General features: G+C 72.4%; 3 protein-coding genes. All 3 read left to right on the top strand.

What is annotated here, in order from left to right; all coding sequences use genetic code 11:
- The first annotated feature begins 126 nt into the window (after positions 1-126).
- From ACQPWZ_RS01540 to ACQPWZ_RS01530, 3 genes are read left to right on the top strand one after another with little or no spacing between them, the layout of a single operon-like run.
- Entirely contained in the window at positions 127-6,618 is a 6,492-nt protein-coding gene (locus ACQPWZ_RS01540; protein WP_433570363.1) for an amino acid adenylation domain-containing protein, read from the top strand.
- Positions 6,619-22,989: an amino acid adenylation domain-containing protein gene (locus ACQPWZ_RS01535; protein WP_433570362.1), complete on the top strand. Its 16,371-nt coding sequence runs from the start codon at positions 6,619-6,621 to the stop codon at positions 22,987-22,989.
- Complete coding sequence (locus ACQPWZ_RS01530; protein ID WP_433570361.1) at positions 22,982-24,184, top strand: NAD(P)/FAD-dependent oxidoreductase; 1,203 nt, start codon at positions 22,982-22,984, stop codon at positions 24,182-24,184. Before ACQPWZ_RS01535 ends, ACQPWZ_RS01530 begins: the two co-directional genes overlap by 8 nt.
- The last annotated feature ends 60 nt before the right edge of the window (positions 24,185-24,244 follow it).

The following is a 24,244-nucleotide window of genomic DNA, read 5'->3' as shown; positions in this document are numbered from 1 at the left end:
CGACAGCATGGCTCCGCTGAATGATCCATGCCCTTTTCGCTGACGTCTCACCATTCTGGGGGAAGTGCCTTGTGTTCTTTTGGGCAGATGTTGTGGCCGGGTGAGCTCAATGACACGGAGGTTCCGGTGACGGTTGAGACGTTCACCGCATTGTTCGGGCGGCAGGTCGCCGCCGCCCCGGACGCAGTCGCGGTGGTGTTCGGCGACGAGCAGCTGACGTACCGGGAGCTGGACGCCCGCGCCGACGCGCTGGCGGCCTCGCTCACGGCACGCGGGGTGGGCCCCGAGTCGGTGGTGGGCGTCGCGCTGCGCCGCTCGTCCGCCTGGTGCGTGACGGTGCTGGCGGTGCTGAAGACGGGTGGCGCGTACCTGCCGATGGACGCGGCCTACCCGGCCGAGCGGCTCGCCTACATGGTGCAGGACTCGGCCGCGGCCCTGGTCCTCGCCGACGCGGCGACCGCGGACCGACTGCCCGACCTGCCGGCCCCCGTGCTGCGTCCGGAGGACCTGCCCGCCGGCCCGGACGCCCCGGCCGCCGGGCCGGCGGCGGGCCCGGTGTCGCCGCTCAACACCGCCTACGTCATCTACACCTCGGGCTCCACCGGCCGGCCCAAGGGGGTGGCGGTCACCCACACCGGGTTCGCGTCCCTGCTGGCCACGCAGACCGAGCGCCTGAAGGTCACGGCCGGCAGCCGGGTGCTGCAGTTCGCCTCGCCCAGCTTCGACGCCTCCGTATGGGAACTGTGCATGGCGCTGCTGTCGGGCGCCACGCTGGTCATCGCCGACAAGGACCGCCTCGCACCGGGCAGCCCGGTGGCCGAGACGATCGCCGAGTACGGCGTCACCCATGCGACGCTGCCGCCGCCGGTCCTCACGGCGATACGGCCCGGCTCCCTCACGAGCGTCGAGACCCTCGTCGTCGCCGGTGACGCCACCTCGCCGGAGCTGGCGGCCACCTGGTCACCCGGCCGCCGCATGATCAACGCGTACGGGCCCACCGAGACCACCGTCTGCGCCACCATGAGCGGCCCGCTGCCCGGCGACGGACACGTCCCGCCGATCGGCACCGCCATCGACGGCGCCCGCGTCCATGTCCTGGACAACGCGCTGCGGCCGGTGGAGACCGGGGTGACAGGCGAACTGTATGTGTCGGGCGCCGCGCTGGCGCGTGGCTATCTGGGCCGCCCGGACCTGACCTCGGTGCGGTTCGTGGCCTGCCCGTTCGGCCGGGACGGCGAGCGGATGTACCGCACCGGCGACCTCGCCGAGTGGACCCCCGACGGCGACCTGATCTTCCACGGGCGGGCCGACACCCAGGTCAAGATCCGCGGCTTCCGCATCGAACCCCATGAGATCGAGGCCGCCCTGGAGACGCACCCCGGCGTCGCGCACGCCGCGGTCCTGCCGCACACCGGCCGCGGCGGCCAGAAGCAACTCGTCGGCTACGTCGTCCCCGTCACCACCACCGGCACCCACACCGGCAGCGACAAGGGCGCGTACGGGGCCATCGCGCTGAGTGCCGGATTCTCGGTGGGGGAGCTGCGCCCCTTCCTCGCGCAGCGCCTGCCGGACCACATGATCCCCGCGACGTTCACCGTCCTGGACGCCCTGCCGCTGACCCCCAACGGCAAACTCGACAAGAAGGCGCTGCCGGAGCCGGAGTTCCGGGGCGCCGCCTACCGGGCGCCGCGCACCGGGCCCGAGGAGATCCTCGCCGCCCTGTTCGCCGAACTCCTGGGCCTGGACCGGGTCGGCATCGACGACGACTTCTTCGCCATCGGCGGCGACAGCATCCAGTCGATCCAGGTGGTCACCCGCGCCCGGGCACACGGCCTCGAACTCAGCTCGCGGGAAATCTTCGAGCGGCGCACGGTCGCCGAACTGGCCGCGGCCGCCGCAGCCAAGGAGCAGGCCGGCACCGCACCCGCCGTCCTGGAGGAACTCGACGGTGGCGGCTGCGGCTGGATGCCGCTGCTGCCGGTCGCTCAGTGGATCCGCGACTGGGGGCCGGGCTTCGACCGGTTCCTCCAGGCGATGGTGCTCGACCTGCCCGCCGGCATCGATCACGACGGCCTGGCCGCGACACTGGCCGCCGTCGTCGACCGTCATGACCTGCTGCGCTGCCGCCTGACCGGCGGTGACGAGCCGGGCCTGCACGTCGCCGAGCCGGGCTCGGTGGACATCTCCGCGCTGATCCACCGCGTGGACCGGGACGGCGACATCGACCAGGACGCCTGGCGCAGCACCCTGTTGGCCGAACTGGACGCCGCCGCCGCACGGCTCGACCCGGCAGCCGGGGTGGTGGCCCAGTTCGTGTGGTTCGACGCCGGCCCCACCCGGCCGGGGCGGCTCCTGGTGGCCCTGCACCACCTCGTCGTCGACGGAGTGTCGTGGCGGATCCTGATGCCCGACCTCGCCGCCGCGTGGCAACAGGTCCGCGCCGGGCACTCGCCGCGGTTGCCCGTGGCCGGCACCTCGGTGCGGCGCTGGGCGCACGCCTTGGCCGAGGAGGCCGCAGCACCCGCCCGGGTGGCCGAACTGGCGTTGTGGCGCTCGATCGTGGAGGGCCCCGACCCCGTCCTCGGCGTACGGCACCTCGATCCGGCGCTCGACGTGGTCGCCACCGTCCACACCACCCACCTGGAACTGCCCGTCCCGGTCACCGAGGCCCTGCTGACCGCGGTGCCGGCAGCCTTCCGCGGCGGCGTCAACGACGGACTGCTCGCCGGCCTCGCCCTCGCGCTGGCCCGCTGGCGCGAGCGCCGCGGTGTCGCGGAGTCCTCCGCCCTGATCCGTCTCGAAGGACACGGCCGGGAGGAGAGCGCCGCACCCGGCGCCGACCTGTCGGCCACGGTGGGCTGGTTCACCAGCGTCTTCCCGGTCCGGCTCGACGTCGCCGGCGCCGACCTCGACGACGCGTTCGCCGGCGGCCCGACCGCCGGCGCCGTCCTCAAGGCCGTCAAGGAACAGCTCCTGGCTGTGCCCGACAAGGGCATCGGCTACGGCCTGCTGCGGCATCTGAACCCGGAGACCGCCGAGATCCTGCGCCACCACGGGCCGGGGCAGGTCGGTTTCAACTACCTGGGCCGCTTCTCCGCGGCCGCCGACATGCCCGAGCACCTGCGCGGCCTCGGTTTCACCCAGGCGCCGGTGGCGGAACTCGCCGAACTCGACGCCGGACAGGACCCGCGGATGCCCGCCCCGGCCGCCCTCGACATCAACGCCACCGTCACCGACACCCCGGGCGGCCCCCGGCTGAACGCCGCCTTCGCCGCCCCCGCCGGCATCCTGACCCCCGCCGAGGTACAGGAACTGGCGGACCTGTGGGCCGCCGCCCTGACGGCACTGGCAGCGCACGCCACCCGAGCGGGTGCAGGTGGCCTGACCCCCTCCGACGTGCCGCTGGTCCGTGTCGCCCAGAGCGACATCGACGCCTGGGAGCAGCGGTATGAGGGCCTGGCGGACATCTGGCCGGCCACGCCCCTGCAGTCCGGCCTGCTCTTCCACTCGCAGCTCAACGACTCCGCCTTCGACGCCTACCAGGTGCAGTACGCGCTGCACCTCTCCGGCCCCGTGGACGCGGACCGGATGCGCGCCGCCGGCCAGGCCCTGCTGGAGCGGCACCCCAGCCTGCGGGCCGCGTTCGTGCCCGACTCCGACGGCACCCTGACCCAGCTCATCGTGGACGGCATCACACTGCCCTGGCAGCACCTCGACCTCAGCACCCTGGGGGAGGAGGAACGCGACCAGGCGTTCGAGGACTTCCTCGCCGGCGACCTGCGCGCCCACTTCGACGCCAGTGCCCCGCCCATGCTGCGGCTGACCCTGGTCACCATGGGCCCGCAGAGGTACGAACTCGTCCTGACCGCCCATCACGTCCTGTTCGACGGCTGGTCGGTGCCGGTGCTGATGCAGGACCTCCTCAAGCTCTACGGCTCCGCGGGCGACCCCTCCGTCCTGCCGCCGGCACCCAGCTACCGCGACTTCGTCCAGTGGCTGTCCCACCAGGACGCCGACGCCTCCGCCCGGGTGTGGTCCGCCGAACTCGACGGTGTCGACGAGCGCACCCTCCTCGCCCCCGCCGGCCACGACAGTCCGGGCCCCGAAGGGGGCACTGGGATCGGACAGATCGACGTCACCCTCAGCGCCGGCGAGGCACGCGAACTGGCCCGCCGCGCCGCCGACCTCGGCGTCACCCTCAACACCGTCGTCCAGAGCGCCTGGGCGATCCTGCTGAACCAACTGACCGGCCGCACCGACGTCGTCTTCGCGTCCACCGTGTCGGGCCGCCCGCCGGCCGTCCCGGGCGTCGACTCGATCGTCGGCATGTTCCTGAACACCCTGCCCGTGCGGGTGACCACCGCCCCCGGCCACACCCTCGCCGACCTCCTGACCACCGTGCAGGACCGGCAGGCCGCGCTGATGGACCACCACCACTACGGGCTCACCGAGATCTACGAAGCGACGGGCCTGGACGCCCTGTTCGACACCATCATCGGGTTCGAGTCCTTCCCCCTGGACCGGGCCGGCATCGCCGAGGCGTGCGAGGCGGCCGGCATCTCCGTCACCGGCATCCGCTCCTTCACCGCCAGCCACTACCCGGTGACCCTGCTGGTCTTCATCGAGTCCGACGGCCTGCGGCTGACCGTGCAGTACCAGCGGCACGCCCTCGAGGAGAGCACGGCCCGGGCGATCGCCACCCGCTACGGGCGCATCGTGCGCCGGCTGGCGGCCGATCCCGCCCAGCGGGTCGGCACCGTCGATGTCCTGGACGACGCCGAACGCCACCGGCTGCTCGTCGAGTTCAACGACACCGCCGCAGCCGTCCCCGAAGCCACCCTCACCGATCTGTTCGAGCACCAGGCCGTCACCACCCCTGACCGGCCGGCCCTCGTCGTCGGCGACGTGACCCTCACCTACCGGGACCTGAACAGCCGGGCGAACCGGCTCGCCGCCGAACTGATCCGCCACCACGTCGGCCCCGAGACGGTGGTGGCAGCCGCCCTGACGCACCCGGCGGACCAGGTGGCCGCGCTCCTCGCGGTCCTGAAGGCCGGCGGCGGACATCTGCCGCTGGATCCCACCACCCCCTCCCACCACCACAGCGCCCTGATCGCCGACGCCGCCCCCCACCTCCTGCTCACCGACAGCGACACCGGCACCGTCGTGCCGGACAGCGCTGTAGCCGGTCTCGACGCCACCCCTCACCTCACCGGCCCGGACGACACCGCAGGCCCGGGCGATCCGGGCGACGGGGACCGGACACGGCCGCTGCACCCCGACCACCTGGCCTGGCTGACCTACACCGTCGGATATCCGGGCGGGCCACGGGGCGTGAGCCTCACCCACCGCAATCTCGCCGACCGCATTCCCGCACTGGCCGCGCACCTGACCGGCGCCCCGGGCACACCGGTGCGCATCCCCGTGGCCGGCACCCTGCCGGTGCCGGTGCTGCTGACCGTGCTCTGCACCGGCGGCACCGCCGAACTCCTGCCGCAGTCGCAGGACCTCGCCGGCCCCGCTACCCGCGGCGGTGGTGTCATCAGCACGGTCCCGTCCCACTTCGCCGCTCTCCTCGACCAGTTGGAGGGCGACCTCCACGCCGAGACGGTGCTCTTCGACGGCGAACCGCTGCCGCCGGCCCTCCTTCAGCGGGTCCACAAGACGATCCCCGGCGTGCAGGTGGTGAGCACCTACCGTCCCGCCGAGACCGGCTACGCCGTCGCCTCCGCGGCCCCTGAGGCAGCCGCCACCGGCGCCGGCCCGGTTCTCGGCCGGCCGCTGGCGAACGTGCGCACCTACGTCCTGGGCAGCGGACTGACCCCGGTGCCGCCCGGCGCGGTCGGCGAACTGTACGTCGCCGGCAGCGCACCGGCCCGCGGTTACCATCGCCGCCCCGGCCTGACCGCCGGCCACTTCGTCGCCGACCCGTTCGGCCCGCCCGGCACGCGGATGTACCGCACCGGCGACCTCGCCCGCATCGGCGCCGACGGCCGGCTCGAGTACGCCGGACGCGCCGACACCCAGGTCATCATCGGCGGGCAGCGCATCGAACCCGCCGAAGCCGCGGCCGCACTGGCCGAACACCCCGCTGTCGGCCAGGTGGTGGTCCTCGCCCGCGACACCGACGACGGGGTCGGCCGGCAACTGGTGGGCTATGTCGTGCCCGCCGGGAGCGCCGGCGCCGACACCGGCGACCTGGCCGACTTCGCCGCCGGCCGGCTGCCCGCCGAGCTGGTGCCCGCCGCCTTCGTCGTCCTCGACGACCTGCCGCTGACCCCCGGCGGACGGCTCGACACCGCCGCCCTGCCCGAACCCGGCCACACCGGCCCCGCCTACCAGGCTCCCCGCGACCCGCAGGAAGAGAGCCTGTGCGAGCTGTTCGCCGACGTCCTGGGCGTCGAACGGGTCGGCATCACCGACGACTTCTTCGAACTGGGCGGCAACTCCCTCTCGGCGACCCGCCTGACCAGCCGTATCCGTAAGACGCTCGGTGTCAGCGTGACCATCCGGGCCATTTTCGAACACCGCACCATCGCGGAACTGTCGCGCACGGTGAAGGACGCGAACACCTCGAGTCGCCCCCGTCTGCGCAAGATGAACAGGAGTGGACAGTAAATGATCCCGTTGTCTTTCGCGCAGCGCCGACTGTGGTTCATCGAGCAGTTCGAGGGCCCCTCGGCCACCTACAACGTGCCGTTCCTGGTCCGCCTGACCGGCCCGCTGGACGTGCACGCACTACAGGCGGCGGTACGTGACATCGTGGTGCGGCACGAGAGCCTGCGCAGCCTGATCGTCGCGGACGCCGACGGCGTACCCGCCCAGCAGGTGGTGCCCGCCGACGACCTGGCCCTGGACATCCCGCTGGTCGACGTCGACCCCGGCGAGCTGGACGACGCAGTGGACCGGGCCGGCCGGCACCCCATCGACCTCGCCACCCGGATCCCGGTCCGCGCCACCCTCTTCCGCGCCGGCGAAGAGGACCACGTCCTGGTCCTGCTGATCCACCACATCGCCAGCGACGGCGAGTCGGTCGTGCCCCTCGCCCGCGACCTCGACCTCGCCTACCGGGCCCGGATCGCCGGACGCGCCCCCGGCTACGACGAACTGCCGGTTCAGTACATCGACTACACCCTGTGGCAGCGCGAGGTCCTCGGCGACGAGGATGACCCGGACAGCGTCCTGTCGAAGCAGATCCGCTACTGGAGCCAGGAACTGGCCGGCACCCCGCAGCCGCTGCGGCTGCCCACCGACCGGCCCCGCCCGCCCGTCGCCGGCCACCGCGGCGACATCGTCGAATTCCCCATCACCCCCGACCTGCTCGCCGCCGTCGAACACCTCGCCCTGGAGCGGGACGTGTCGGTGCCGATGGTGATGCAGACCGCGCTGGCCGTCCTGCTCCAGCAGCTCGGCGCCGGCGACGACATCCCGATGGGCAACACGATCGCCGGCCGCACCGACGACGAACTCCAGGACCTGATCGGCTTCTTCGTCAACACCTGGGTGCTGCGCACCGACCTGTCCGGCAACCCCACCTTCGACGACCTCATCCGGCAGGTGCAGCACAAGGCGCTGGCCGCGTACGACAACCAGGACGCCCCCTTCGACCGGCTGGTGGAGGAGCTCAACCCGGAGCGCTCCACCGCCTACCACTCCCTGTTCCAGGTGATGTTCACCTGGGAGAACGAACGCTGGATCGACCTCGACCTGCCCGGCGGCCTGCACGCCCGCCTGGAGGTGGAGGCCACCTCGTCCGCCAAGTTCGACCTGGAGTTCAACTACTTCGCCGACCCCACCAAGCCCGGCATGCTCGTCTACATCGAGTACGCCACCGACCTGTTCGACCACGCCACCGTCGAGGCCATCGCCGCCCGCTATCTGCGCGTCGTCGAGCAACTGGTCGCCGACCCGGCCATGCCGGTCGCCCAGGTCGACGTGCTGGAGCCGGCCGAACGGCACCAGGTGCTGCACCACGTCAACGACACCACCCGCCCCACCCCCGACGTGACGATCCCCGGCCTGGTCGAGCAGCAGACGGCGCTGACCCCCGACGCCGTCGCCGTCGTCTTCGACAACACCTCGCTGACCTACCGCGAACTCGACGCCCGCGCCAACCGGCTCGCCCGCGACCTGGTGGCCCGCGGGGTGGGCCCGGAGACGGTGGTCGCCCTGTCGCTGCCGCGCTCCGCCGACCTCGTCATCGCCCTCCTCGCGGTCCTCAAAGCCGGCGGCGCCTACCTGCCCATCGACCCCAAGTACCCCAGCAGCCGTCTGGACTTCATCTTCTCCGACGCCCGCCCCACCCTGCTGCTCACCGACCACGCCACGGTCGCCATCCTGCCCGCCGGCGACACACCCACCCTGTTCCTCGACGACCTCGACCTCACCGCACCCGACACCGGCGGGGACGGTGCGCCGCTGACCGACCGCGACCGGATCGCCCCGCTGCGCCCCGACCACCTCGCCTACGTGATGTACACCTCCGGCTCCACCGGCACCCCCAAGGGGGTGGCCATCACCCACCACACCGTCGTCAACGGCGTGATGCGCCTGGCGTCCGCCGTGGGCGTCACCTCGCAGACCTGGCTGCTGGCCGGCACCTCCATCAACTTCGACGTGTCCGTGTTCGAACTGTTCACCGCCCTGTCCACCGGCGGCACCCTCGAAGTCGCCCGCGACGTCCTGGTCATCGGCGAACGCGGCGGCTGGAGCGGCGGCGTCATCAGCACCGTCCCGTCGGTGTTCGTCGAGCTCCTGGACCAGGTCGGCAGCGAGATCCACGCCGAGACGGTCGTGTTCGCCGGCGAGGCGCTGCCCGCCGCCCTGGTGCAGCGGGTCCGCGACACCATCCCCGGCATCCGGGTCGTCAACGCCTACGGACAGACCGAATCCTTCTACGCCACGACCTACGCCCTGCCCGGCGAGGCGCCCTGGCCGCACACCGGCAGCGCCCCGATCGGCAGCCCGCTGGGCAACATGCGCACCTACGTCCTGGGCCCCGGTCTCCAGCCCCTCGCCCCCGGCGTGGTGGGTGAACTGTATGTCGCGGGACTCGTCGCCCGCGGATACCACCACCGCCCCGGCCTGACCGCCGAGCGGTTCGTCGCCGACCCCTACGGCCCGCCCGGTGCCCGCATGTACCGCACCGGCGACCTGGCGCGCTGGAACAGCGCCGGGCAGCTGGAGTACGCCGGCCGTGACGACGCCCAGGTCAAGATCCGCGGCTTCCGTATCGAACCCGGCGAGATCGAAGCCGCGCTGACCGCGCACCCCAAGGTCACCCAGGCAGTGGTGACCATCCACGAGGGCCGTGGCGGCGGCAAACAGCTCATCGGCTACATCGTCCCCGTCCCGGACCCGGACAGCGGCCCCGTCAGCGTGGAGAGCCTCGGCGACCTCGACATCGACATCACCGCCGGCGTCTCCTCCCGCGACCTGCGCAAGTTCGTCGCAGGCCGGCTGCCGGAGTTCATGGTCCCCTCGGTGTTCGTCATGCTCGACAAGCTGCCGCTGACCCCCAACGGCAAGCTCGACCGCAAGGCGCTGCCCGAGCCGGAGTTCACCGGCGGCGCCTACCGCGCGCCGCGCACCGACCACGAGCACGCCCTTGCCGCCATCTACGCCGAGGTCCTGGGCCTGGACCAGGTCGGCATCGACGACGACTTCTTCGCCATCGGCGGCGACAGCATCCGCTCCATCCAGGTCGTCTCCCGCGCCAAGGCGCAGGGCATCGAGGTGAGCGCCCGTCAGATCTTCGAAAGCCGCACCGTCGCCGAGCTCGCCGAACTGGCCCGCGGCGGCCCGGCGAGCGCCCCGGTGGTGCTGGACGAACTCGACGGCGGCGGCGTCGGCTTCATGCCGCTGCTGCCGGTCGGCCACTGGCTGAGGGAACTGGGCGGTGGCATCAACCGGTTCTCCATGTCCCTGGTGGCCGACCTGCCGACCGGCATCGACGCATCGCAGCTCGCCGCGACCATCGGCGCGGTCTGGGACCGGCACGACATCCTGCGCTCCCGCCTGGTGACCGGCGACGAAACCGGGCTGCGCGTCGCCGAGCCGGGCACGCTGGACGTGCCGGCACTCATCCACCGCGTCGCCTGCGACGGCCCCTTCGGCGAGGAGTGGCAGCAGCAGGCCGCCGCCGAACTGGACGCCGCCACCGGCCGCCTGGACCCGGCGGCCGGAACCATGGCCCAGTTCGTCTGGTTCGATGCCGGCCCCACCACGCCGGGACGGCTGCTGCTGGTCCTGCACCACTTCGTCATCGACGGCGTGTCCTGGCGCATCCTGCTCCCGGACCTCGCCGCCGCCTTCGAACAGGTCAAGGCCGGCCGCACCCCGCAGCTGCCCCCCACCACCACCACCTCCGCACGGCGCTGGGCCCATGCCCTCACCGAGGTGGCCGGCTCACCCGAGCGGACGGCCGAACTCGACCTGTGGCGCAGCACTGTGGCCGGCGGCGACCCGCTCCTCGGCAGCCGCCCGCTGGACCCCCGTACCGACGTCGTCTCCCGCTCCGGACATCTGTGGGTACGGCTGCCGGAGACGGTCACCGAAGCCCTCCTCAACACCCTGCCCGCGACCTTCCGCGCCGGCGTCAACGACGGTCTGCTCACCGCGCTGGCCATGGCCGTCACCCGCTGGCGCGCCGCCCGCGGCACCGATGAGCCGTCCACCCTGATCCGCCTGGAGGGACACGGCCGCGAGGAGGACACCGTCCCCGGCGCCGACCTGTCGGACACCGTGGGCTGGTTCACCACCATGTTCCCCGTCCGCCTCGACCTGGCCGGCATCGACCTCGACGACGCTTTCGCCGGCGGACCCGCCGCCGGCGCCGCGCTGAAGGCCGTCAAGGAACAGCTCCTCGCCGTCCCCGACAAGGGCATCGGCTACGGCCTGCTGCGCTATCTCAACCCTGAGACCGCCGCCGAACTGGCCGCGTATCCCACCGGCCAGATCGGCTTCAACTACCTGGGCCGCTACTCCGCCACCGATATGCCCGACCACCTGCACGGCCTGGGCTTCACCCAGGCCGAGGGCACCACCGAACTGGTCGCCGACCCGGACGCGGACATGCCCGCCCTGTCCACCCTGGACCTGAACGCCCTGGTCACCGACGGCCCGGACGGCCCCCGGCTCAACGCCCGCCTCGGTTACGCCACCGGCGTCCTCGACGAGGACGACGCCCGCGCCATCGCCGAGCACTGGCAGGACGCCCTCGAAGCGCTCGCCCACCACGTCACCCGTTCCGGCGCCGGTGGCCTGACGCCCTCCGACGTGCCGCTGGTGAAGGTCACCCAGCACGAGATCGACCAGTGGGAGCAGCACTATCCCGCCCTGGCCGACGTATGGCCGCTGACCGCGACCCAGTCCGGACTGCTGTTCCACACCCTCCTCGTGGACACCGCGTTCGACGCCTACCAGATGCAGATGGTCTTCCACCTCTCCGGCCGCGTCGACGCCACCCGTATGCGCACCGCCGGACAGGCGCTCCTGGACCGTCACGCCGGCCTGCGGACCGCGTTCGTCACCGACACCGCCGGCGACTCGGTACAGATCGTCCTGGACCACGTCGACCTGCCTTTCCGCCACGTCGACTTCAGCCGCCTGGACGACGACGCACGCATGGCGGCCCTCACGTCACTGCTCGCCGAGGACCACGCCACCCACTTCGACCCCCGCACATCCCCCATGCTGCGGATGACGCTGGTCACCATGGGCGCTGACCGGGCCGAGCTGGTGTTCACCGCCAACCATGTCCTGTTCGACGGCTGGTCGGTACCGCTGCTGCTGGAGGACCTGCTGCGGCTGTACGCCTCCGCCGGCGACGCCTCCGTCCTGCCCCGGGTCCGCGGCTACCGCGACTTCCTGGTGTGGCTCGACCAGCAGGACCGCGAGGAGGCAGCCCGCACCTGGGCCGCCGAACTCGCCGGCATCGACGAGCCCACCCTGATCGTGCCGCACCCCCGGGCCGGGGCGGCGCCGACCGGCATCGGCCAGGTCGACGTCCCCCTGAGCGCCGAGACGGCTGCCGACCTCGCACGCCGCGCCTCCGAACTGGGCGTTACCCTCAACACCGTCGTCCAGGCGGCCTGGGGACTGGCGCTGAGCAGCCTGACCGGCCGCCGCGACGTGGTGTTCGGCACCACCGTCTCCGGCCGCCCGCCGCAGGTGCCGGGCGTCGACGCCATGGTCGGACTGTTCATCAACACCTTGCCCGTCCGGGTCGACTGCACCCCCGCCGACACTCTGCGGGAGGTCCTCACCGGCCTGCAGAACCGGCAGGGCGCCCTGCTGGACCACCAGCACTACGGCCTGGCCGAGATCCACCACGCCACCGGCCTGAAGGCCCTCTTCGACACCATCGTCGTCTTCGACTCCTACCCGGTCGACCGGGCCGGCATCACCGACGCCTACGCGGCGGCGGGTATCGCCGTCACCGGCATCAGCCCGATGAGCGGCACCCACTACCCGATGATCGTGACCGCCACCGCCGAACCGCGGCTGCGGGTGGCCCTGGAGTACCAGCACCACCTCTTCGACGCCCCCACCGTCGAGACCATCGCCGCCCGCCTGCAGCGGATCCTTCAGCACCTCGCCGACGACCCGCAGACCCGCGTCGCCCAGGTCGACGTCCTCACTCCGGCCGAACGCCACCACCTGCTGACCGAACTGAGCGACACCACCGCCCCGGCGCCCGACCTGACGCTGCCCGCCCTGTTCGCCGAGCAGGCGGCCCGCACCCCGGACGCTGTCGCCGTCCACTGCGACGGGCAGGACCTGACGTACCGCGCGCTCGACGCCCGCGCCGAGCGCCTGGCCCGCGAACTCACCCGCCGCGGCGCCGGCCCCGAATCCGTCATCGGCCTGGCGCTGCCCCGCACCGCCGACCTGGTCGTGGCCATGCTCGGCATTCTCAAGTCCGGCGCCGGCTACCTGCCCATCGACCCCAAGTACCCCAGCCACCGACTCCAGTTCATCCTCTCCCAGGCCCGACCGCAGCTCATCGTCACCGACGCCGCGACGGCCGGTGTCCTGGCGGCCGGTGACGTCCCGCACCTGTACCTCGACGACCTCGACCTCGACCATGACTCCGGGCCGGACAGCGCCGGCCGGCCGGCGCCCCACCCGCAGAACCTGGCGTACGTCATGTACACCTCCGGCTCGACGGGCACCCCCAAGGGTGTCGTGATCAGCCACGCCACCGTCGTCAACGGGATCACCCAGCTCGCCGCCCGCGTCGGCGCCGGCGAAGGTTCCCGGATCCTGGCCGGCACCTCCGTCAACTTCGACGTGTCGGTGTTCGAGATCTTCACCGCGCTGACCTGCGGCGGCAGCATCGACATGGTCCGCGACGCCCTTGTCCTCGGCGAACGTGCCACCTGGTCGGGCGGTGTGATCAGTACCGTCCCGTCGGTCTTCGCCGAACTCGTCGACCAGCTCGGCGACACCATCCACGCCGACACCCTGGTCTTCGCCGGTGAGGCACTGCCCGCCGCCCTGGTGCATCGCATCCGCCAGGCCCTGCCCGGCGTGCGCGTGGTCAACGCCTACGGGCAGACCGAATCGTTCTACGCCACCACCTCCACCGGCTCCGACACCGTGCCCGGCAGCACTCCGATCGGCAGCCCGCTGGGCAACATGCGCACCTACGTCCTGGGCCCCGGTCTCCAGCCGCTGCCGCCGGGCGTGGTGGGGGAGCTCTATGTCGCAGGCCACCTCGCCCGCGGCTACCACGACCAGCCCGCCCTGACCGCCGGACGCTTCGTCGCCGACCCCTACGGACCGCCGGGCGCACGGATGTACCGCACCGGCGATCTGGCCCGCTGGAACGACGACGGGCAGCTGGAGTACGCCGGCCGCGGGGACACCCAGGTCAAGATCCGCGGCTTCCGTATCGAACCCGGTGAGATCGAAGCGGCTCTGACCGCGCACCCCGGCGTCGCCCGGGCGGCGGTCGTCGCCCGCGAGGCCGGCACCACCACCGGCCGGCAGCTGGTGGGCTATGCCGTTCCCGCCGACACCGCGGCCGGGGGGCTCGACATCGACGAACTGCGCAAGTTCGTCGCCGCCCAGCTGCCCGAATTCATGGTCCCCGCCGCGTTCATGGTCCTCGAGCGTCTCCCGCTGTCCCCGAACGGCAAACTGGACCGGCAGGCCCTGCCCGCCCCGGAGTTCGCCGGCCACACCTACCGGGCACCGCGCACCGCGCAGGAGGAGTTCCTGTGCACCCTGTTCGCGGATGTCCTCGGCCTGGAACGGGTCGGCATCGACGACAACTTCTTCACCCTCGGCGGCCACTCCCTGCTCGCGACCCGGCTGGTCAGCCGGATCCGTACCGGGCTGGACATCGAGGTCCCCATCCGGGCGGTGTTCGACTCGCCGACCGTCGTGGAACTGACCGGCCGTCTGTCCCCGGGAACACGGGTGCGCCCGCAGCTGACCAGGGCGGCCCAACGGCCGGAGCGGATACCGCTGTCGTTCGCGCAGCGCCGGCTGTGGTTCATCGACCGCTTCGAAGGCCCCTCCGCCACCTACAACGCCCCCTTCCCGCTGCGGCTGACCGGCACCCTGGACATCCCCGCGCTCGAGGCGGCCGTCGGCGACGTCGTCGCCCGGCACGAGAGCCTGCGCACCCTGATCGTCGAGGACAGCGACGGCGTACCGCACCAGCACGTCCTCGCCGCCGGCCGAGCAGCCGCCATGCTGGACCTGCCGGTCGTCACCACCGACGAAGCGGGCCTGCCCGACGCCCTCGCCGAGGCCGTGGCGCATCCCTTCGCCCTGGCCACCGACCTGCCGGTGCGGGCGACGCTGCTGCGGACCGGCGAGCAGGACCACGTCCTGGTGCTGCTGATCCACCACATCGCCAGCGACGGCGAGTCGATGGCCCCCCTCGCCCGGGACCTCGGCGCCGCCTACACCGCCCGCCTCGAGAACCAGGGCCCGCAGTGGGACGAACTGGCCGTCCAGTACGTCGACTACACCCTGTGGCAGCGCGAGGTCCTCGGTGACGAGGACGACCCGGACAGTGCTCTGTCCGCGCAGGTCCGCTACTGGCGCGAGGAGCTCACCGGGGTGCCGCAGCCGCTGCAGCTGCCCACCGACCGCCCTCGCCCGCCGGCGGCCAGCCACCGCGGCGACACGGTCGAGTTCGCCCTCGCCCCCGAGGTGGCCGCCGCCGTCGAGGACGTCGCCCGCGCCCACGGCGTCACCGTGTCGATGGTGCTGCAGTCCGCTCTTGCGGTGCTTCTGCACGGCCTCGGCGGAGGCGACGACGTGACCATCGGATCCCCGATCGCCAACCGCACCGACGACGGCCTCGCCGACCTGATCGGCTTCTTCGTCAACACCTGGGTGCTGCGCGCCGACCTGTCCGGCAACCCGGCCTTCGACACCCTGCTCGACCAGGTCCGCAACAAGTCCCTGGCTGCCTACGACAACCAGGACGTGCCGTTCGAGCGCCTGGTGGAGGAGCTCAACCCGGAGCGCTCCACCGCCTACTCGCCGCTGTTCCAGGTGATGTTCGCCTGGCAGAACTTCGCCCGCAAGGACTTCGCCCTGCCCGGCCTGCGGGTGGAGTTCGAACGGGTACGCAACGAGTCCGCCAAGTTCGACCTGTTCTTCAACATGGCCGACCTGCCCGGCATGGGCGTCGTGGGCCATCTCGAGTACGCCACGGACCTGTTCGACCGGCAGACCGCCGAGGCCATAGCCGACCGCTTCACCCGCCTGGTGGGGCAGCTGACCGCCGACCCGCGGACGCGCGTCAGCACCGTCGAACTGGCCTGCCCGGCCGAGCGGGAGCAGGTCCTGCACCACTTCAACGACACCACCCGCCCCACCACCGACCTCACCGTCCCCGCCCTGGTGGAGCAGCAGGCCGCGCAGAGGCCCGACGCCGTCGCCGTCGTCTTCGACGACACCTCGCTGACCTATCGCGACCTCGACACCCGCGCGAACCGTCTCGCCCGCGACCTGGTGGCCCGCGGGGTCGGACCCGAGTCGCTGGTCGCCGTCTGCCTGCCGCGCTCCGCGGACCTCGTCGTCGCCCTGCTCGCGGTCCTGAAAGCCGGAGCCGCCTATCTGCCCATCGACCCCAAATACCCCAGCGCCCGCCTGGACTTCATCCTCGCCGACGCCCGCCCCACCCTGCTGCTCGCCGACACCGCGACCGTCGGCATCCTGCCCGCCGGGGACACACCGACCCTGCTCCTCGACGACCCCGCCCGCACCCCTGCCGATGGCGGTTCGCCGAACGGGCCGCGGCCCGACCAGGCGGCGTACGTGATGTACACCTCCGGCTCCACCGGCACCCCCAAGGGTGTCGTGATCAGTCACCGCACCGTCGTCAACGCGGTGACGAGCCTGGCGTCCGCGGCGGCCATCACCCGCGCCACCCGCACGCTCGCCGGCACCTCCGTCAACTTCGACGTGTCGGTGTTCGAACTGTTCACCACGCTGTCCGCCGGCGGCACCGTCGACATCGCCCGCGACGTCCTGGTCATCGGTGAACGCGGCGGCTGGAGCGGCGGCGTGATCAGCACCGTCCCGTCGGTGTTCGCCGAACTCCTCGACCAGACACCCGGCACCATCCACGCCGAGACGGTCGTCTTCGCCGGCGAGGCGCTGCCCGCCGCCCTGGTGCAGCGGGTCCGCGACACCATCCCCGGGGTGCGGGTGGTCAACGCCTACGGGCAGACCGAATCGTTCTACGCCAGCAGCTTCCCGCTGCCCGCCACCGCCGGCACCGCGCCCGGCAACGCCCCGATCGGCAGCCCGATCGGCAACATGCGCGCCTACGTCCTGGGCCCCGGCCTCCAGCCGCTGCCACCGGGCGTGGTGGGTGAGCTGTATGTCGCGGGTCATCTCGCCCGCGGCTATCACCGGCGTCCCGGCCTGACCGCCGAGCGCTTCGTGGCCGACCCCTACGGGCCGCCCGGCTCGCGGATGTACCGCACGGGCGACCTGGCGCGCTGGAACAGCGCCGGGCAGCTGGAGTACGTGGGCCGTGGCGACGCCCAGGTCAAGATCCGCGGGTTCCGTATCGAACCCGGCGAGGTCGAGGCCGCGCTGACCGCGCACCCCGAGGTGGTGCAGGCCGTCGCGGTCGTGCGTGACGGGCCGGGCGGCGGCAAGCAGCTCGTCGGCTACGTCGTGCCGGCCGGCGCCGCGTCCGAGCACAGCGTGGACGGCCTCGGCGACCTTGAGGTGGACATGACCGCCGGCCTGTCCGCGCGGGACCTGCGCCGCTTCGTCGCGGCCCGGCTGCCGGAGTTCATGGTGCCCTCCGCGTTCGTCGTCCTGGACCGCCTCCCGCTGGCCCCCAACGGCAAGCTCGACCACAAGGCGCTGCCCGCCCCGGAGTTCACCGCCACCACCTACCGGGCCCCGAGCACCGCTGTGGAGGAGACCCTCGCCGCCGTCTACGCCGACGTGCTGGGTCTGGAACGGGTCGGACTCGACGACGACTTCTTCGCCGTCGGCGGCGACAGCATCCGCTCCATCCAGGTCGTCACCCGCGCCCGCGCCCAGGGCATCGAGGTGACCCCGCGGCAGATCTTCGAGCAGCGCACCGTCGCTGACCTCGCCGGCGTCGCCACCAGCGGCATCGGTGACCGCCCGGTCCTCGAGGAGTTCGAGGGCGGCGGGGTGGGCCTCATGCCGCTGCTGCCGATCGGCCGCTACATGCTCGAACTCGGCGACAGCTTCGACCGGTTCTCCATGTCGGTGGCGCTGGAACTGCCCGAGCACATCGACGCGCAGCAGCTGACCGCGACCCTCACCGCTGCCCTGGACCGGCACGACATCCTGCGCTCGCGACTGCTGCGTGAGGACGGCGGCGCCCTGCACGTCGAGGCGCCCGGCACCCTCGACGCCGCGTCCCTGCTGCGCCGCGTGGTCTGCGACGGCACCTGGAGCGACTGGCCGGAGCGGGCCGCGGCCGAACTGGACGCCGCCACCGGCCGCCTGGACCCGGCCGCCGGAACGATGGCCCAGTTCGTCTGGTTCGACACCGGCACCACCGCCCCGGGCCGGCTGCTGATCGCCCTGCACCACCTCGCCGTCGACGGCGTGTCCTGGCGCATCCTGCTCCCGGACCTGGCCGCCGCCTGGCAGCAGATCCGTGACGGCCAGGCCCCCCGCCTGCCCGAGGTCGCCACCTCCCTGCGGCGCTGGACGCATGCCCTGGCCGAGGAGGCCACCAGCCCCGCCCGCGTCGCCGAGACGGAGCTGTGGCGCACCACGCTGGAAGGCCCGGACCCCCTCCTGGGGTCACGGCCGCTGGACCCGGCCGTCGATGTGCTCTCCACGGTCGAGCACCTGGAGCTCCAGCTGCCCGCGGAGGTGACCGAGGCACTGCTGACCTCTCTGCCCGCCGCCTTCCACGGCGGCGTCAACGACGGCCTGCTGGCCGCCCTCGCCCTCGCGCTCGCCGCATGGCGCCGCTCCCGGGGTGTGACCGAACCGTCCGCGCTGATCCGCCTGGAGGGACACGGCCGCGAACAGGACGTCGTGCCCGGCGCCGACCTGTCCCGCACCATGGGCTGGTTCACCAGCATGTTCCCCGTCCGCCTGGACACCGCCGGCTGCGACCTGGACGACGCACTCGCCGGCGGCCCGGCCGCCGGCCGGCTCCTGAAAGCGGTCAAGGAACAGCTGCGGGCCGTCCCCGACAAGGGCATCGGCTACGGCCTGCTGCGCTATCTCAACCCCGACACCGCCGCCGAACTGGACCGGTACCCCGCCGGCCAGATCGGCTTCAACTACCTCGGCCAGTTCTCCTCCGCGGACATGCCCGACGAACTGCGCGGGCTCGGCTTCACCCAACTGCCCGCCCTGGACGCGACCCTGGACGCCGACATGCCCGCCATGTCGACCGTGGAGATCAATGCCGCCGTCCTGGACAGCGGTGACGGCGCCCGCCTCGGCGCCGTGATCGGCTTCCCCACCGGCGTCCTCACCCGCCCCGACGTCCAGGAACTGGCCGACCTGTGGACCAGGGCGCTCACCGCGCTGGCCGGCCACGCCACCACCCCCGGCGCCGGCGGTCTGACCCCCAGTGATCTGCCGCTGGTCCGCGTCACCCAGAGCGACATCGAAGCCTGGGAACAGCGCTACCCCCAGCCGGCGGACGTCTGGCCGCTGACCCCGCTCCAGTCCGGGCTGCTGTTCCAGTCCACCTTCCTCGACGACACCGCGTTCGACGCCTACCAGATGCAGATCGTCTTCCACATCGCCGGACACGCGGACGCGGACCGGATGCACGCCGCCGGACAGGCCCTCCTGGAGCGCCACGCCGGCTTGCGTACGGCGGTCGTCACCGACTCCGACGGCCAGCAGGTCCAGCTCGTCCTGGACAACGTGGAGGTGCCCTGGCGCCACATCGATCTCAGCAGTCTCGGCGAGCAGGCCCGCGAGGAGGCCTTCGAGCAACTCCTCGAACAGGACCACCACGAGCACTTCGACCCGGGCACGGCGCCCCTGCTGCGCCTGACCCTGGTCACGATGGGGGAGGACCGCGCCGAACTGGTGCTGACCGCCCACCACATGCTCTTCGACGGCTGGTCGTTCCCGCTGCTGATGCAGGACCTGCTGCGCCTGTACGGCGCGGCGGGCGATGCCTCCGCCCTGCCGCGGGTCCGCGGCTTCCGCGACTTCCTGGTCTGGCTGGACCAGCAGGACCACGCGGAGACCGCCCGCGCCTGGGCGGCCGAGGTCGCCGGAGCCGAGCCCACCCTGCTGGCCCCCGGCGTCCGTGGCGCCGGTGACAGCGAGGGTGTCGGACAGATCGACATCCCGCTGCCGCTGGAGGACGCCCGGGCCCTGAACCGGCGCGCCTCCGAACTCGGCGTCACCGTCAACACCCTGCTGCAGGGCGCCTGGGGCGTTCTGCTCGGCGAACTCACCGGCCGCTCCGACGTGGTCTTCGGCGCCACCGTCTCCGGCCGTCCGCCTGCCCTGGGCGGCGTCGACTCGATCATCGGCCTGTTCATCAACACCCTCCCGGTCCGCGTCACCCACCGGCCCCAGGACTCGCTCGCCGACCTGGTGACGGGCCTGCAGAAGCGGCAGGCGGCCCTGCTCGACCACCACTACTACGGGCTGAGCGACATCCAGCAGGCCGCCGGACACCCCAGCCTGTTCGACACCCTGGTCGTCTTCGAGTCCTTCCCCGTCGACAAGGAAGGCCTCAGCGACGCCAACACCGCCGCGGGGATCGCCTTCACCGGCATCCGCCCCTACTCCGGCACGCACTACCCGCTGGCGCTGATGGCCGGCGCCGAACCGCACCTGATGATGGTCCTGCAGTACCAGCAGGGGGCCTTCGACCGCGGGGCGGCGGAAGGCATCGCGGCCCGCCTCAGCCGCATCCTGCGGCAGATCGCGGCCGACCCGACCGTCCCGGCCGGGCGCGTCGACATCCTGCACACGAGCGAACATGCCCGGCTGCGCGAGGTGAACGACACCGCCGCCGACACCCCCGACGCGCACCTTGCCGCCCTGGTGGAGAGCCAGAGCGCCCGTACCCCGGACGCGATCGCGGTGGAACACGAAGGCCGCACCCTGACCTACCGTCAGCTCAACGCGGACGCCAACCGCCTGGCGAGAGAACTCGTCGGCCGCGGCGTCGGCCCCGAGTCACTGGTCGCCGTCTGCCTGCCGCGTTCCGCGGATCTGGTCGTCGCCCTCCTCGCGGTCCTGAAGGCCGGCGGCGCCTACCTGCCCGTCGACCCCACCTACCCCGGCCACCGACTCGCGGCCGTCCTCGGCGAGGCCCGCCCCGCCCTGATCCTCACCGACACGGCCACCGAAGCGGTGCTGCCGCCCACCGACAGCCCCCGCCTCCACCTGGACACCCTCACCCTCACCGAGCGGTCCGGCACCGACCTCTCCGACCGCGACCGCACCGCCCCGCTGCACCCCGACCACCTCGCCTACGTGATGTACACCTCCGGCTCCACCGGCACCCCCAAGGGCGTGGCCCTGACCCACCGCACCGTCGTCAACGGCGTCCTGCGGCTGGCGCCCCAGGTGGACATGGGACCGGGCCGGCGGATGCCGGCCGGCACCTCCGTCAACTTCGACGTGTCGGTGTTCGAGATGTTCACCACCCTCACCAGCGGCGGCACCCTGGACGTGGTCCGCGACGTCCTGGTCCTCGGCGAGCGGGACGCCCTGCCCGGCCATGTGATCAGCACCGTGCCCTCCGCGTTCGCCGAACTCGCCGGGCAGCTCGCCCACCACACCACCCACCCCGACACCCTCGTCTTCGCGGGCGAGGCCCTGCCCACCGCCGTACTCCAGCAGGCCCGCGACACCTTCCCGGGCGTGCGCATCGTCAACGCCTACGGGCAGAGCGAATCGTTCTACGCCACCACCCACACGCTCACCGGCGACGCCCCGGCCCCGGACACCGGCAGCGCCCCGATCGGCGCCCCGATCGGCAACATGCGCACCCACGTCCTGGGTCCCGCCCTCCAGCCGGTCGCACCCGGCGTGGTCGGCGAACTGTACGTCGCAGGGCACCTGGCGCGCGGCTACCACCAGCGGCCCGCCCTGACCGCCGGACGCTTCGTCGCCGACCCGTTCGGCCCGCCCGGCTCGCGGATGTACCGCACCGGCGACCTGGCCCGCTGGAACGACGACGGGCAGCTGGAGTACGTGGGCCGCGACGACGCCCAGGTCAAGATCCGCGGCTTCCGTATCGAGCCCGGCGAGATCGAAGCGGCCCTGACCGCGCACCCCGACCTCGCCCAGGCGGTGGTGACCCTCCACGAGAGCCGCGGCGGCAAGCAGCTCGTCGCCTACGTGGTGCCCCGGCACGCCGACGGCCCCACCGCCGACGAGCTGCGCGACCACCTCACGGCGCAACTTCCGCCGTACATGCTGCCCGCGGCGTTCGTGACCCTCGAACGCCTCCCGCTGGCCCCCAACGGCAAACTCGACCACCGTGCCCTGCCCGACCCGCAGTTCAGCGCCGCCGCCCACCGCGCCCCGCGCACCCCCCGCGAAGAGGTCCTGTGCGGCCTGTTCGCCGAAGTGCTCGGCCTCCCGCGGGTCGGCATCGACGACGACTTCTTCACCCTGGGCGGCCACTCCCTGCTCGCCAGCCGGCTCCTCAACCGGATCCGCACCCTGCTCGGCGTCGCCATCCCCATCCGGGTCATGTTCCAGTCGCCCACCGTCGCCCAGCTCGACACCTACCTGACCTCCGGCACCGAGTCGTCCGAACACACCGACCCGTTCGGTGTCGTCCTGCCACTGAAGACCAGCGGCACGGCAGCCCCCCTGTGGTTCATCCACCCCGGAGTGGGTCTGTCCTGGGCCTACATGGGCTTCGCCGGCCACCTGGACGAGGACCGGCCCGGCTACGCCGTCCAGGCCCGCGGCTTCGACGGCAGTCCACTGCCGCAGTCCGTCGAGGAGATGATCACCGACTACGTCCAGCAGATCCTCAAGGTCCAGCCCGACGGCCCCTACCACCTGGCCGGCCTGTCCCTGGGCGGCACCCTCGCCCAGGCCATGGCCGCCGAACTCCAGCGCCAGGGCCACCAGGTGGCCACGCTCGCCCTGCTGGACTGCGTCCCCGCCTCCTGGTTCACCCACCACGACAGCGTCGACGCCTCCGAGGTACGGGAGTTCTTCGGCGAACGCCTCCCCGCGCTGGCCGAAGGCGCCGAGGGCGACCGGGAATCCCTCATCGACAACGCGTCCGCCATCATGCTCCACCACCTGAGCCTGATGAAGGACTTCACCTCACCCGTCTTCGACGGCGACGCCCTGTTCTTCAACGCGACGCTGAACCCGGACGACTCCTATCTCGCCCACTGGCGGCCCCACATCACCGGCGCCATCCAGGAGTGGAACATCCACTCCACCCACCTCGGGATGAACATGCCCGGGCCCGCGGCCGAGATATCCCAGGCCATCAACCGGCACCTCGACGACCACGGCAGCAACTTCTCGGGAGCATCTCTTGTATGACGTCATAGTGGTGGGAGCACGCGCCGCCGGAGCACCGGCCGCCATGCTGCTCGCACGCGCCGGATACCGGGTGCTCATCCTCGAGCGGGCCCGGTTCCCCAAGGACACCCTGTCCACCCTCTACATCCACCAGCCCGGGGTCGCCCGGCTCGCCGAGTGGGGCGTCCTGCCCGCCGTCGCCGGCACCGGCGCCCCCGCCCTGGACGCCGTCCAGTACACCATCGGCGACGTCCGCATGGAGGGCTGCTCCTGGCCCGCGGACGGCCACCACGCCGCCTACGCGCCCCGCCGTCACCTCCTGGACGCGATCCTCGCCGAAGCCGCCGTGCAGGCGGGCGCCGAGTTCCGCGACAACTGCTCGGTCAGCGACCTCGTCTTCGAGGACGACCGGGTGGTGGGCGTGCGGATCGGCTCCGCCCGCGGCGGCAACAGCACCGTCGAGCGCGCCCGCCTGGTCATCGGCGCCGACGGCATGCGCTCCACCGTGGCCGCCAAGGCAGATGCCCCGCTCCTGATCGAGAACCCTGCCCTCACCTGCGCCTACTACAGCTACTGGTCCGGCCTCCCGGCCCGCTTCCGGCTCTACGAGGCCCCCGGGAGCTGGGTCGGCACCGTGCCCACCAACGACGGTGCCACCCTGGTCGCGGGCTACTTTCCCCAGGACCGGTTCCACGACGTCCGCGGTGACGCACTGAACGCCCTGCTGGCCTGCGTGGAGTCGACCGCCCCCGAGGTCCGCGAGCAGATGGCCGCGGGCGAGCGCCTGGAGCGCGTCCATGGCACCGGCGACCAGCGCAACTTCTTCCGGCAGGCCACCGGACCCGGCTGGGTCCTCGTCGGCGACGCCGGCCACCACAAGGACTCGATCACCGCCCGCGGCATCACCGACGGCTTCTACCAGGCCCAGCTGCTCGCGGACTGCATCGGCGACGGGCTGCAGGACCCGGCCCGGCTGCAGGCGGCTCTCGAACAGTTCGCGACCGAACGCCTCGAAGAACTGATGCCGCACTACCGCAGCACCCTCAAGACCGGCCGTCTCGCCGCCCCCGACCACCAGATCGCCCTGCTGCGCGCGATATCCACCAGCCCGGAACTCAGCGCCCGCTACTTCTCCACGATGTCGGGCGTCTGCCCGCTCGACGAATTCCTCACCCCCGAACTCCTCGACCTCATGGCGGACCAGGTGGCCGCATAGCTTCCCTCGCCCCCGGAACGACCTCCACCCATCGACGAGAGCCACCCGAACCACGCGAAG

The organism is Streptomyces sp. CA-251247, assembly GCF_050952975.1.
Classification (GTDB): Bacteria; Actinomycetota; Actinomycetes; order Streptomycetales; family Streptomycetaceae; genus Streptomyces; species Streptomyces achmelvichensis.
This window is presented reverse-complemented; position numbering and strand designations above follow the sequence as displayed.

Bases quoted from the DNA above. Each gene is read 5' to 3' on its own strand.
- ACQPWZ_RS01535 (WP_433570362.1), top strand. From the start codon at position 6,619: ATGATCCCGTTGTCTTTCGCGCAGCGCCGACTGTGGTTCATCGAGCAG.